Source organism: Bradyrhizobium sp. CW1 (assembly GCF_023100665.1).
Lineage (GTDB): Bacteria > Pseudomonadota > Alphaproteobacteria > Rhizobiales > Xanthobacteraceae > Bradyrhizobium > Bradyrhizobium canariense_D.
Window position 1 is genome coordinate 493,532 of sequence record NZ_CP064684.1, and the last position, 12,090, is coordinate 505,621.

Annotated in this window: 12 protein-coding genes and 1 pseudogene; 5 read left to right on the top strand and 8 right to left on the bottom strand. The window is 65.4% G+C overall.

Annotated elements, in window-relative coordinates; translation table 11 throughout:
* Positions 1-15: 15 nt before the first annotated feature.
* The 4 genes from IVB54_RS02225 to IVB54_RS02240 form a co-directional block, all read right to left on the bottom strand.
* Positions 16-1,563 carry a murein L,D-transpeptidase family protein gene (locus IVB54_RS02225; protein ID WP_231189755.1) on the bottom strand — a complete coding sequence of 516 codons (1,548 nt, stop codon included), beginning with the start codon at positions 1,561-1,563 and terminating at the stop codon, positions 16-18.
* A gap of 412 nt (positions 1,564-1,975) precedes the next feature.
* Complete coding sequence (locus IVB54_RS02230; RefSeq protein ID WP_007599220.1) at positions 1,976-2,938, bottom strand: acetyl-CoA carboxylase carboxyltransferase subunit alpha; 963 nt, start codon at positions 2,936-2,938, stop codon at positions 1,976-1,978.
* A 281-nt stretch (positions 2,939-3,219) separates the two neighbouring features.
* Positions 3,220-4,203, bottom strand: a complete 984-nt coding sequence (xerD, locus tag IVB54_RS02235; RefSeq protein WP_247360805.1) for a site-specific tyrosine recombinase XerD — start codon at positions 4,201-4,203, stop codon at positions 3,220-3,222.
* A gap of 16 nt (positions 4,204-4,219) precedes the next feature.
* The gene (locus tag IVB54_RS02240) at positions 4,220-4,366 is read right to left on the bottom strand and encodes a hypothetical protein (protein ID WP_035669499.1); all 147 of its coding nucleotides are present in this window, start codon (positions 4,364-4,366) and stop codon (positions 4,220-4,222) included.
* Positions 4,367-4,550: 184 nt separating this feature from the next.
* Here IVB54_RS02240 and IVB54_RS02245 point away from each other — a divergent pair, with 184 nt between their 5' ends.
* The 3 genes from IVB54_RS02245 to IVB54_RS02255 all read left to right on the top strand — a co-directional run bounded on the left by IVB54_RS02245 (position 4,551) and on the right by IVB54_RS02255 (position 7,714).
* Positions 4,551-5,174: a shikimate kinase gene (locus IVB54_RS02245; RefSeq protein WP_085384097.1), complete on the top strand. Its 624-nt coding sequence runs from the start codon at positions 4,551-4,553 to the stop codon at positions 5,172-5,174.
* Positions 5,171-6,319, top strand: a complete 1,149-nt coding sequence (gene aroB / locus IVB54_RS02250) for a 3-dehydroquinate synthase (RefSeq protein ID WP_247777056.1) — start codon at positions 5,171-5,173, stop codon at positions 6,317-6,319. Before IVB54_RS02245 ends, aroB begins: the two co-directional genes overlap by 4 nt.
* A gap of 90 nt (positions 6,320-6,409) precedes the next feature.
* Positions 6,410-7,714: an HlyC/CorC family transporter gene (locus tag IVB54_RS02255; protein WP_247360809.1), complete on the top strand. Its 1,305-nt coding sequence runs from the start codon at positions 6,410-6,412 to the stop codon at positions 7,712-7,714.
* A 142-nt stretch (positions 7,715-7,856) separates the two neighbouring features.
* On the opposite strand, the gene IVB54_RS02260 is transcribed toward IVB54_RS02255, so the two are convergent.
* Positions 7,857-8,132, bottom strand: a complete 276-nt coding sequence (locus IVB54_RS02260; RefSeq protein WP_026232423.1) for a BolA family protein — start codon at positions 8,130-8,132, stop codon at positions 7,857-7,859.
* 152 nt (positions 8,133-8,284) lie between these two features.
* Between IVB54_RS02260 and IVB54_RS02265 the strand changes: the two genes are divergently transcribed.
* Positions 8,285-8,920, top strand: coding sequence for a DnaJ domain-containing protein (locus IVB54_RS02265; protein ID WP_027515160.1), 636 nt, complete (start codon positions 8,285-8,287; stop codon positions 8,918-8,920).
* A 198-nt stretch (positions 8,921-9,118) separates the two neighbouring features.
* On the opposite strand, the gene IVB54_RS02270 is transcribed toward IVB54_RS02265, so the two are convergent.
* Entirely contained in the window at positions 9,119-10,213 is a 1,095-nt protein-coding gene (locus tag IVB54_RS02270; protein WP_018452928.1) for a citrate synthase/methylcitrate synthase, read from the bottom strand.
* A gap of 75 nt (positions 10,214-10,288) precedes the next feature.
* On the opposite strand from IVB54_RS02270, the pseudogene IVB54_RS02275 reads away from it, so the two are divergent.
* Positions 10,289-11,508 (top strand): annotated as a pseudogene (locus IVB54_RS02275) (citrate synthase family protein).
* Positions 11,509-11,556: 48 nt separating this feature from the next.
* On the opposite strand, the gene IVB54_RS02280 reads toward IVB54_RS02275, so the two are convergent.
* Together IVB54_RS02280 and IVB54_RS02285 are read right to left on the bottom strand one after the other, a co-directional pair.
* Positions 11,557-11,892, bottom strand: a complete 336-nt coding sequence (locus IVB54_RS02280) for a type II toxin-antitoxin system PemK/MazF family toxin (protein WP_085351645.1) — start codon at positions 11,890-11,892, stop codon at positions 11,557-11,559.
* A complete protein-coding gene (locus IVB54_RS02285; RefSeq protein WP_143273843.1) occupies positions 11,873-12,085 on the bottom strand; it encodes an antitoxin MazE-like protein in 213 nt (70 codons plus the stop codon). The genes IVB54_RS02280 and IVB54_RS02285 overlap by 20 nt, the downstream gene beginning before the upstream one ends.
* Positions 12,086-12,090: the final 5 nt, after the last annotated feature.

Below are 12,090 nucleotides of genomic sequence, written 5' to 3' on the forward strand. Positions count from 1 at the left end.
AGCGGAGCGCCCGCTTTACTTCACCGCCCCAAACCGGCTGTCGAACGAGTTCGATTGCACCACCGGCGCGGCGCCCATGATCTGGGTCGCTTCACCCGCGCCATCCGACACCGACGGCTTCAGCGTCGGGCGGGTTGCGGCGAGGCGGGTGTCGGGCTTCGCAGCTTCGGCGGGTTTGGCAGCGGCAACAGCCGGCTTCGGTGCATCCTTCGCTGCGTCCTTGGACGTGTCGCGGCCCGGTACGAACCGGGTCACCGCGGCCTTCAGCCGGGACGCTGCGGTGGGCGGCGTCGTGGTCGTCGTTGCAGCCGGAGCGACGGATGCCGTGGCCTGCGGCGGCGGCGTGGTCGCCGTGGCGTCGGCATTGCCCACACCCATCTTGCGGCCGAGATTGGAGAAGAAGCCGGATTTCTCGGGCGGAGCTGCGGTGGCGACGCGGGCGCTGGCGGCGGGCGCGCTGACGGCGACGACCGGCTCTTCCTGCGGCGAGGGCGCGGCTGCATCGAGATTCGGCTTCGGCGGATTGACGTGTCCAGGGATGGTGCCCGGCGCCTTCGCCATCGCCAACATCTGGAGCGTGGTGCCTTCGGCGCCCTCCGACAGGCCGGTCGAGCCTTCCGGAATCTTCGCGGCAAAGATCTTGTTCATGCCGCCGTCGATGCCGGTGTTCATGCGCGCAACGGGCGTGCCGCGCGAAACCAGCTTGTTGTACTCCGCCTGGTCGCGCGCATCCTTCTCGCGCACGGCGCTGGCGATCTCCTCGGGGATCACATAGGCCGGGCACTTAGCGGACGCGTCGAACACCGGATCGCGCTTGGCGTCGGGCGGCTTCGCCGCGTCGAACACGTACTTCTTCTCGCAGAAATCGACCTTCGGCTCCTGCCGCGTCACCTCGAAATGATCATAGCCTTCCTTGATCATCTTCCAGAACGGCATGTTCGGATTGTTCCGGTGCTTGGCCATGTTCACCGGCGTCATCTTGAACGGATAGGCCTGCAACTGGAACGCCTTCTGGCCGCCGAAGAAGGACTCGCGCCCGAGCGAATAGATCTCGGCGATCTGCTCGTCCGTCATCGCGTAGCAGCCGCGCGACGAACAATCGCCATGCACCATCAGCTGCGACCCGCTGCGGCCCAAAGCCTTGTCGAACGCGTTCGGATAGCCCGTGTTGAACGACAAATAGTACGCCGATTGCGGATTCATCTGGCCCGGATTGATCGAGTAGAATCCTTCCGGCGCCTGACGATCGCCTTCGCGCACCTTCGGGCCGAGATCGCCCGACCAGCGACAGATCGGATAGGTCTTGAGCAGCGCGAACTGGCCGTTGCGGGTCTGCTTCCAGACCTCGAGCTCGGCCTCCTGCTTGAACAGGCGCACCAGGATCGGTGATTGCAGATCCATGTTCTTCTCGACCATCGCGGCGAGAAGCTTTGGCGGCACCGGCTGGTTGGCCTTGGCATTGGTCGCAAGCGAAACCTGGTCGGTGTCGCAGCCGGCCAGCACGAAGCTGGCGGCAAGCGCCACCGAAACCAGAAACGCGCGAGCAAGCGAACGAGAAATCAAGATGGACCCCACACCGTCCAAGGCATCGCGCGCAAACCCCAATCTTGAAGCATGATCCGACCGGAGACCGGGACCCGTCGCGACGGGCTTTTTCGCAATCACGCTCCAGCGCTTATGCCCTGAAGCCATTGATTAAAATTCTAACCTCTGGGTCATGTGGTCGCAACCCGCACGGGGATCACGAGCCCGTTGGCCCAAAGGCGTGGTCAACGAAGACTTAAACTGGGCTGAAACTTGGGCCTTTCGGCCAAACCAGCACTGAGATCGCTGATTTGGGCAAAAAAAGGGTTAACGCGGGGTTACCGGGGGCCTCCGGGACGGTTTGGCCGGCCTCAAATTCAGCGTCGTCTCGGCGAAAGCCAGGACGACGGCGGAGGGGGACGCGTCCAACGGGCCCCAAAGCCCGCCCGAATCAGCCCAGTTTCCGGCCAATATCGAGGAATTTCTGCCGCCGATGCTTGCGGATGGCGTCCCCGTCCAGACCCCGGAGTTCGTCAAAGGCCTTGGCAATGGCGTCGCCCGTGGTGGCGATCATGGCGGCGGGGTCGCGATGGGCGCCGCCGACCGGCTCCTTCAGGATGCTGTCGATCACGCCGAAGCGGAGCATGTCCTGGGCCGTGATCTTCATGTTGTTGGCGGCTTCCTGCGCCTTGGAGCCGTCGCGCCAGAGGATCGAGGACGCCGCCTCGGGCGAGATCACGCTGTAGATCGCGTGCTCCAGCATCAGGACCTTGTTGGCGGTGGTGATGGCGATGGCGCCGCCCGACATGCCCTCGCCGGTGATGATGGCGACGTTCGGCACGGTCAGCGCCATGCAGGCATCAGTCGAACGCGCGATCGCCTCGGCCTGGCCGCGCTCTTCCGCGCCGATGCCGGGATAGGCGCCGGCGGAATCGGCGAGCGACAGCACCGGCAGGCCGAACCGCTCCGCCATCTCCATCAGCCGCACGCATTTGCGATAGCCCTCGGGCCGCGCCATGCCGAAATTATGCTTGATGCGGCTCTCGGTGGAATCGCCCTTTTCCTGGCCCATCACGCAGATGGCCTCGCCGCGGAAGCGGCCGAAGCCGGCCACCAGCGCCTCGTCCTCGCCGAACTTGCGATCGCCGGCGAGCGGGGTGAACTCGGTGATCAGGCCCTTGATGAAGTCGTTGAAATGCGGCCGCTGCGGATGCCGCGCGACCAGCGTTTTCTGCCACGGCGTCAGGTTCAGATAGAGGTCGGCCATCGCCTGCGCCGCCTTGTCCTCGATCCGCCCGATCTCCTCGGCGATGTCGCTGCCGGAGGCCGCAAGCGTCCGCAATTCATCGAGCTTGGAATCGAGCTCGGCGACGGGCTTTTCGAAATCGAGATAGCTGCGCATCTGGTCTGGCATCAACTCAATATAGGGAGGACGGGGCGAGGCGGCGAAGCGGATTCGATGTCGCGGAAAGAAGTGTAGGTTCGTCAATGAGTTGGCTTGTGTGCTCGCAACGAGCGCAGGCCAAATCATCGTGAGGCCCCGGCTCTTTCTGCGGAGATGTGGCCGAAGTCAAGGCGGTTTCATCGTTCCAGTACCGTAGCCCGGATGAGCGAAGCGATATCCGGGGCAGGTCGCCCGATCGTCAATCCCGGATGTCGCTTCGCTCATCCGGGCTACTGCAGCTACGGCAGCAACTATTTCTCCGCCAGCGGGTGCAGGTCGCGGACCAGGCTCTTCAGCCGCTCCTCGACCACGTGGGTGTAGATCTGGGTCGTCGAGATGTCGGTGTGGCCGAGCAGCGTCTGCACGATGCGCAAATCGGCCCCGTTGTGCAGCAGGTGGCTGGCGAAGGCGTGGCGCAGCACGTGGGGGGAGACCAGCCGGGCCTGCAGGCCCGAAGCGACCGCGAGCTCCTTCAAATCGCGGGCAAAATGCTGCCGCGTCAGATGTCCGCTCTCGCCGAACGAGGGGAACAACCATTTCGAGGCCGCCACGCTGTTCTTCTTGTCGGTCTTGTTGTTGTCCTTGGCCGCCTCCGTCGCCGCGAGATAATCGGCCATCGCCTGGCGCGAGGCCTCGTTGAGCGGCACCAGCCGTTCCTTGTTGCCCTTGCCGCGCACCACGATCATGCGGGCGTCGCGCTTCGCGGCCGTACGTGGCAGCGCCACCAGTTCGGAGACGCGCAGGCCGGTGGCGTAGAGCACCTCGAGCAGGCAATAGAGTCTCAGGGCGCGCAGCCGTTTCGAGAGCGAAGCATCCTCCGCCTCGCTCAATTCCTTGGCGCGGCGGAGCATGCGGTCGACATCCGCAATCGACAGCACTTTCGGCAGGCCGCGGCCGCGCTTGGGGCCGGACAGGATCGCCGCGGGATCGTCGGTTCTGATGCGTTCGTTCAGGAGGAAGCGATAGAGATGCCGCATCGCCGACAGCCGTCGCGCGACGCTGGTGGACTTGAAGCCCCGCGTATCGAGATCGGCGAGATAGTCGCGCAGCGTCTGTGTTTCCGCGTCCGCGAATGCATGGCCGGCGCGGCCGAGAAACTCGGAGAAGTCGGTGAGGTCGCGGCGATAGGCGTCGAGCGTATTGGGGCCGGCGCCCTGTTCCGCCGCGAGCATGTCGAGGAACAGGCCGGTGAGCTTGGCGTCTGAGGACTTGTTATCGGAAGATCTGGCACGCATGCCGGCAGCCTAGCTGCTATTTCTTGAGAAACTTATCCGGCGGGATCGTCACCGTCATTTCCCGCGGCTTGGGATTGACGAAGTTCGCCAGCGCGAAGACCACGCCATAGACGATGCCGGCGATCACGGCGACGACCGTCAGGAAGCGGAACAGGCTGGGCATCGGCAGGATCTCGGAGAGGGTCTCGGTCAGGGGCTTGGCGGGCAAATTAACCAATGAAATCATCCAACACGTTCGCCGTTTCGTGGCAAGAGTCCTCTGGCGAGGGCCCCTGCGGGGTCGTATAGGTGGCCAAAGGATGCCGCCATTGGCGGCAGATCGAGCGAGACCCATTCGAGCGAGACAAATGCCCGACGCCGCGTTGCCGATCCAAGCCTCGCCCGAGGCCGACATCCTGTCGGCGCTGGGGACGCGCTCGATCGTGCTCGTCGGCATGATGGGGGTGGGCAAATCCACCATCGGCCGCCGCATGGCTCTCCGGCTCAAGCTGCCCTTCGTCGATGCCGACACCGAGATCGAGGCGGCGGCCGGCATGACCATACCGGAAATCTTCGAGCGTCATGGCGAGCCGCATTTCCGCGACGGCGAGGCCCGCGTGATCGCGCGTCTGCTTGACGGCGGTCCCATCGTGCTGGCGACCGGCGGCGGCGCCTTCATGCGCGAGGAGACGCGGACCCGCATCGCGGCGAAGGCGATATCGATCTGGCTCAAGGCCGATCATGATGTCATCATGCGCCGCGTGCGCCGGCGCGCCGACCGTCCGCTGCTCCAGACCGCCGATCCCGAAGGAACCGTGACGCGCCTGCTCACCGAGCGCGAGCCGGTCTACGGCCATGCCGACCTCACCATCGCCTCGCGCGACGTGCCGCACGACAAGATCGTCGATGAGACGATAGAGACGCTGCGCGCGCATCTTTGCGGCGAACGGGCGTCCCCGCCACCAGCCGACGTCGCGAGTGCCGCACGATGACCGCGCCTTTGAAACATTCAGATCCCGTCAATGTCGAGGTCGCGCTGGGGAATCGCGCCTATGACATCGTCATCGGCCGCGGCGTGCTGGCCTCGCTCGGCGAACGCGTCGCGCGCCTGCGCCCCGGCGTGCGCACCGCGATCGTGACGGATCGCACCGTCGCGAAATACTGGCTCGAACCCGCCGAGGCCTCGCTCGCAGCCGCGGGCATTCCGACATCGCGCATCGTCGTCGAGGAAGGCGAGATCTCCAAGACCTATGCCGGTCTCGAAAAGGTCAGCGAAGCCCTGATCGCCGCGAAAATCGAACGCAACGATCTCGTCATCGCGCTTGGCGGCGGCGTGGTCGGCGATCTCGCCGGCTTTGCGGCGGCGATCCTGCGCCGCGGCGTCGATTTCGTGCAGGTGCCAACCTCGCTGCTGGCGCAGGTCGATTCCTCCGTCGGCGGCAAGACCGGCATCAACTCGCCGCAGGGCAAGAATCTGCTCGGCGCCTTCCACCAGCCGGTGCTGGTGATCGCCGACACCGCCGTGCTTGACACGTTGTCCGCTCGGCAATTCCGCGCCGGCTACGCCGAGGTCGCCAAATACGGCGTGCTCGGCGACGAGGCCTTCTTCGCCTGGCTCGAGAAGAACCATTCCGACATCTCCAAAGGCGGTTCGGCGCGCGAGCATGCGATCGCGACCTCCTGCCGCGCCAAGGCCCGCGTGGTCTCGCGCGACGAGCGCGAGACCGGCGAGCGTGCGCTGCTCAATCTCGGCCATACGTTCGGCCATGCGTTGGAAGCCGCGACCGGCTTCTCCGACCGCCTGTTTCACGGCGAGGGCGTTTCGATCGGCATGACGCTGGCGGCGCAGTTTTCCGCGAAGCTCGGCATGATCGGCGAGGCCGATGCGATGCGAGTCGAGCGTCACCTCATTGACGCCGGCTTGCCGACGCGCTTGCAGGACATCGCGGGCTTCGCGCAGGAGGGGCTTGCCGATGCCGACGCGCTGATGACGCTGATGGCGCAGGACAAGAAGGTCGAGCGCGGCAGGCTCACCTTCATCCTGCTGGAGGCCGTGGGGCGGGCCGTCGCCGTGAAGAACGTCGAGCCGGCTCCGGTGCGCGACTTCCTGAAGGACAAGCTCGCGCAAAAGGCATGACGCGAGGCTGAACGGCGCTACAGCGTTTTCGCGCGAAGTGGGTACCGGTTCGCGTAAGAAACGCGTCAAAACAAGAAACCAGAGTGGTTCATGGATTGGCTCGGATTCACCATCGTCATTCTCTGCCTGCTGGTCTCCGGCTTCTTCGCCGCGAGCGAGACCGCACTGACGGGCGCCTCGCGCGCCAGCATGCTGCGGCTCTCCAAGCAGGGTAATCGCGACGCCGACGTGGTTTCGCAGCTGCTCGACATGCGCGAGCGCCTGATCGGCGCCCTGCTGCTCGGCAACAACATCGCCAATATCAGTGCATCCGCCCTGGCCACCAGCATCTTCACCGCCTGGTTCGGCGACGTCGGCGTGCTCTATGCCACCGGCTTGATGACCGCACTGGTCGTGATCTTCGCCGAGGTGCTGCCCAAGACCATCGCGATCAACGCGCCCGACCGCATGGCGCTCGCGGTCGCGCGCCCGATGCGGCTGACAATGTACGTGCTGGGGCCGCTGCTGCGGATCGTGGAAGTCATCGTGCGGCTGTTGATGCGCCTGTTTGGCCTTGCCGGCGAGCACCAGGCGATCCTGTCGCCGACCGAGCGCCTCCGCGGCGCGGTCGACCTGCTGCATCATGAAGGCAAGTTCGAGAAGCACGACCGCGACATGCTCGGCGGGCTGCTCGATCTGCGCGAGCTCCAGGTCTCCGACGTCATGATCCATCGCACCGAGATGACGATGATCAACGCCGACCTGCCGCCGGAGGATCTGGTGCGCGAGGTGCTGGCGGCCGAATACACCCGCATCCCGTTGTGGCGGGAGAAGCCGGAAAACATCATCGGCGTGCTCCACGCCAAGGATCTGCTGCGCGCGATCCGCGCGTCCGACGGCGACACCGCGCGCATCGACGTCTCCACCATCGCGCTGCCGCCCTGGTTCGTGCCGGAAATGCGGCCCGTCTCCGAGCAGCTCAAGGCGTTCCGCCGCCGCAAGACTCATTTCGCCCTGGTCGTCGACGAGTACGGCGAAGTTGAAGGTCTCGTGACGCTGGAAGACATTCTGGAAGAGATCGTCGGCGACATCTCCGACGAGCACGACGTCGTGGTCGCGGGCGTGCGCGCCCAGCCGGACGGCTCGGTCGTCGTCGACGGCTCGGTCCCGATCCGCGATCTCAACCGCGCCATGGACTGGCACCTGCCCGACGAAGAGGCAACGACGGTCGCCGGCCTCGTCATTCACGAGGCGCGCTCGATCCCCGACCGCGGCCAGAGTTTCACCTTTCACGGCTTCCGCTTCCGCGTCCTCCGCCGCGAACGCAACCGCATCACCGCGCTCCGTATCTCACCGGTGCCGCGCGAGACGGAAATGGAGGAAGCCAAGCGGCGGCGGGCGGGGACGTCGTTTTGAAGCGGTAGCTGTCATCGTCCGCCTTGTGCGCGCTTGCGCACTGGGGCGGACGATCCAGTAAGCCGCAGCGGCTCGATTCTAGCCGCGCCGCCTCGGAGTACTGGATGCCCGCCTTTGCGGGCATGACAGCCGCATCGGCGAGCTAGCTGCCGCCTTCTCCCGGCGCTTGCGCGTGGATCGCCAGCGCGTGCACGCTGCCGGAGAGTTCCGCGGCCAGCGCCGAATTTATCATGCGGTGGCGATCGACCCGGCTCTTCCCTTTGAAGGCGGAAGACACAATATAAACCCGAAAGTGCGTCTCGCCGCTCGGCCGATGGCCGGCGTGGCCCTCATGCAAATGTGACTCGTCGACGACTTGCAGGCTTTCCGGCGTGAAAGCTTCCTGCAACTTGTTGCTGATAGTGTCTCTGATGGCCATCTGGGTCATTACGGTGCGAGATCGCTCTCCGTATTGCATAGGCCGCCTCTAGCGGCCGTTCAAGGACGCCTCAGCATAGTTTCGGCTATGCTTTTCAGCTAATTGCAATGTCAAGACTTGAAGGTTTTTGCATTGCGTAGTCAAAGTCAGCCATGCCGATCGATTCATCAAAGTTCTTCGACTCCATCCGGATCAAGCCGAAAGGCAAGCAGCCGGAGGTGAAGCCGCGCGACGCCGTGGTCAATTGCGAATGGACCGGGTGTCAGAACAAGGGCGCGCATCGTGCGCCCAAGGGTCGCGACAATCAGCGTGAGTACTGGCACTTCTGCCTGAACCACGTGCGCGAGTACAACCAGAACTACAATTTTTTCTCCGGCATGAATGCCGACGCTGTCGCGCGCTATCAGAAAGATGCGCTGACCGGTCATCGTCCGACCTGGAAGATGGGCGCCAATGGCGGCGTCAAGAAGGGCGCCGAGGCCGAGATCGACGGCGCCTTCGATCCGTTCAGCATGTTCCAGGAGCTGAACGGCCGCACCGGCTGGCGCGCCGGCCCGCAGGCCGCGCCCAAGGCCGAGACGCGCAAGATCATGAACGCCGAGCGCAAGGCGCTTCAGGTGATGGGCCTCGGCCCCGAGTCCACGCTCGCCGACGTCAAGTCCAAGTACAAGGCGCTGGTGAAGCAGCACCACCCCGATGCCAACGGTGGCGACCGCTCCACCGAGGATCGCCTGATCGAAATCATCAAGGCGTATAATTATCTGAAGACCGTGGTGCGCGAGGCGTAGGCTTCGCGCGCGCTTTCTTCCCTTCTCCCCTTGCCGGAGAAGGTGGCGCGAAGCGCCGGATGAGGGGTTTCTCTCGGCGAATTCAACTGCAAGATATGAGGGTGTCGAGACAATCCCTCACCCGTCTCGCCGCTTTGCGGCGAGCCACCCTCTCCCGCAAGGGGAGAGGGGAAGCACGCGCTCCGGGCTACGCATTCCCTACGCCTTCGGCATCGCGCCCACATATGACGAGCTCGGCCGGATCAGCCGCCCGGTCCGCTGCTGCTCCCGCGCATGCGCCGTCCAGCCGGCTGCGCGCGCCACGGCGAAGATCGGCGTGAAGGCCTGCCTCGGAATCGCCAGCGCATCGAGCAGGATCGCGGTGAAGAACTCCACATTGGTCTCCAGCGGCCGGTCCGGATTCTTCTTGCGCAAGGCTGCGCGGATATAGGCCTCGACCTCGCCGGCAAACGGCAGGTCGGCGCCGTCCGAGGCCAGCGCCTCGATCGCGGTCTTGAGCACGTCGGCGCGGGGATCGCGCACGCGATAGACGCGGTGGCCGAAGCCCATCATTCGCTCGCCGCGGGCGAGTGCCGCGTCCACCCAGGGCTGGATGCGCTCGCGCGAGCCGATCGCGTCGAGCATTTCCAGCACCGGCTCCGGCGCGCCGCCATGCAGCGGACCCGTCAGCGCGCAATAGCCGGCGGTGACGGCGGCAAACAGATCTGCGTGCGTTGAGGCCACCACGCGCGCGGTGAAGGTCGAGGCGTTCATGCCGTGGTCGCTGGCGGTGACGAGATAGGCGTCCAGCGCCCTGACCTCGCGTGGTTCGGGCGCGCGCCCGTGCAGCATGCGAAGCGTATCGGCAGCCTGGCTCACGTTCGGATCGGGCGCCACGGGATCGAGACCCCTAGCCCGGCGGACGAGCGCGCCCGCAATCACCGGGAATGCGCCGACGATCGTCGCCTCATGGGCGAGCCCGTGCTCGGCGCGAACTCCCGCGACCGCCGCGCGAAATCCGTCGATGATGCCCATGCCGCGCGTTGCCGGCAGCAGCTCATCCAGCCGCGCGAAGGCGCGCTCGCGTGCGGCGCCCAGGCTCGCGCGCACATCGGCTTCGCTCAGCGTGGTCGTGCTGGCGCCGTTCCAGAGCCGGGCGGTGACGCCCTCAAAGCTCGACTGGCTCGCCAGTCGGCCAACATGCTCGCCGGCGATGATCAACTCGCCGCGCTCGCCGTCGACATGGCTCAGCACGGTTTCGGCCGCGGGAACGCCGTCCAGCCCGATCTGGCTCTTGGTGAGGTGGATGTTCATGGCCCAAATCTCCTTTGCACCAGCCAAAGATCAGGCCTCTCGACAGATTGATCAATCTTGATTACATTAATCAATATGAAAAATTCGGAAGGTCTCTACCTCTCCGCCCGGGAAGCCGCCGCCGAGCTCGCGATCTCGCCGGCCACGCTCTACGCCTATGTCAGCCGCGGCCTGGTCCGCTCCGAGCCCACGCCCGACTCGCGCAAGAACCGCTATCGCGCCGAGGACGTCCGGGCGCTGAAGGAGCGTCGGGTGCCGTCGCCGGAGCCGCGCGGCCTGCGCAGCTTCGATGCCGATCTGCCGGTCATGGACACGGAGATCTCCACCATCACCGAGGAGGGCGCGATCTATCGCGGCGTCAATTGCGTCGATCTCGCGGAGAACGACACGCTGGAGCACACGGCGACGCTTCTGTGGGACGTCTCCGGCGTCGATCCCTTTGCGCCGGACAATTTTCCCGCGGTGTCCGATGAGATGCGCCTGATCGCGCAGGCCGCGCGGCGCGCCGCGCCGATCGATCGCGCCATTGCCGTGCTGGCGCTCGCATCGAGCGCCGATCCCCGCGCCTTCACCCGCGCGCATGATGGACGTGCGATGGTCGGTGCGGCATCGTCCGGCTCCTGGTCGCGACCATGCTCAATACGGAGCCGTCCGCCGAGCCGCTGCACCAGCAGATCGCCAGTGCCTGGGCTCCCGACAACAAGCACGCGGCCGATCTCATACGCCGCGCGCTGGTTCTGCTCGCCGAGCATGAGTTGAACGCGTCCACCTTCACCGCGCGTTGCGCAGCCTCGACCGGTCTTAATCTTTATGATTCCGTCATCGCCGGCCTCGCCGCGCTGAAGGGACCGAAGCACGGCGGTGCCGGCGTGCTCGCCTCGCAGCTCGTCAAGGCGCTGGTCGATCGTGACGTCGAGCCAATGGTCCGCGAGCGTGTCGCGCTCGGCGAACGCTTTGCCGGCTTCGGTCACGGCGTCTACAAGCGGGGCGATCGGCGCGCGCAATCGCTGCTCAACGCGCTCTCTCGCGCAGGCGCACCGCGTAAATTCACCAAGGAGGTGCCCGAGCGGATCGCGGAGGCGACCGGCGAACTCGTCAATATCGACTACGCGCTCGCGGTGCTCGTGCACGCGATGCGCCTGCCTGGCGGCAGCGAGCTCGCCCTGTTCGCGATGGCCCGCAGCGTCGGCTGGATCGCACATGCGAGCGAGCAGTTGCAGTTCGGCAAGCTGATCAGGCCACGGGCGAGGTATGTCGGGCCGGCACCGGGGCGGAGGGGAGGCGCTGCTAGCTAGGATCGCTGCTGCGGTCGTCCTGGCGGAAGCCCGTGCTCGGGTACCTGATCAATCCGCAAGCCCTAACACGAACGCCAAAGCAATCCCGATCCGCGCCATATCCTGGCTGCCGAGGCGCCCGATCTTCTGTCCGATCCGTTCGCGTCTCACGGTGATCGGCTTGTCGGCCATCGCCTGCGATCTCAGTCGTAATCCATTTTCGCGGGTTGGCTCGATAGTCACCCGAAAATCCGGGGCGTGCGCCAGTTCGGAAGTCAACTGGCAGATCACGACGGAGGCATGAGTTTCAGGGAAAGCGTCGCTCTGCACGATGACCGCCGGGCAGGGTCTGCCATAGTCGCCCGTTGCAGCGACCGTCACGACGTCACCGCGTTGCATCTGCATCAAACTCGGAGACCGACTCGATCCACTGCAGCGCGTTGCGCTCGCGATCGGGGTCGAGGCTGGCAACTTGCTTCGCCACCCGTCGTCGAACTGACCGCGAGCGAGCATCAGCTACGACCAGGCGCAGTTCGCGCAAGCCCCGCAGCCGCCTCCGCTGGCGCATCATTTTCATTCTTTCAGCGGGTGCAGTCATTGGAA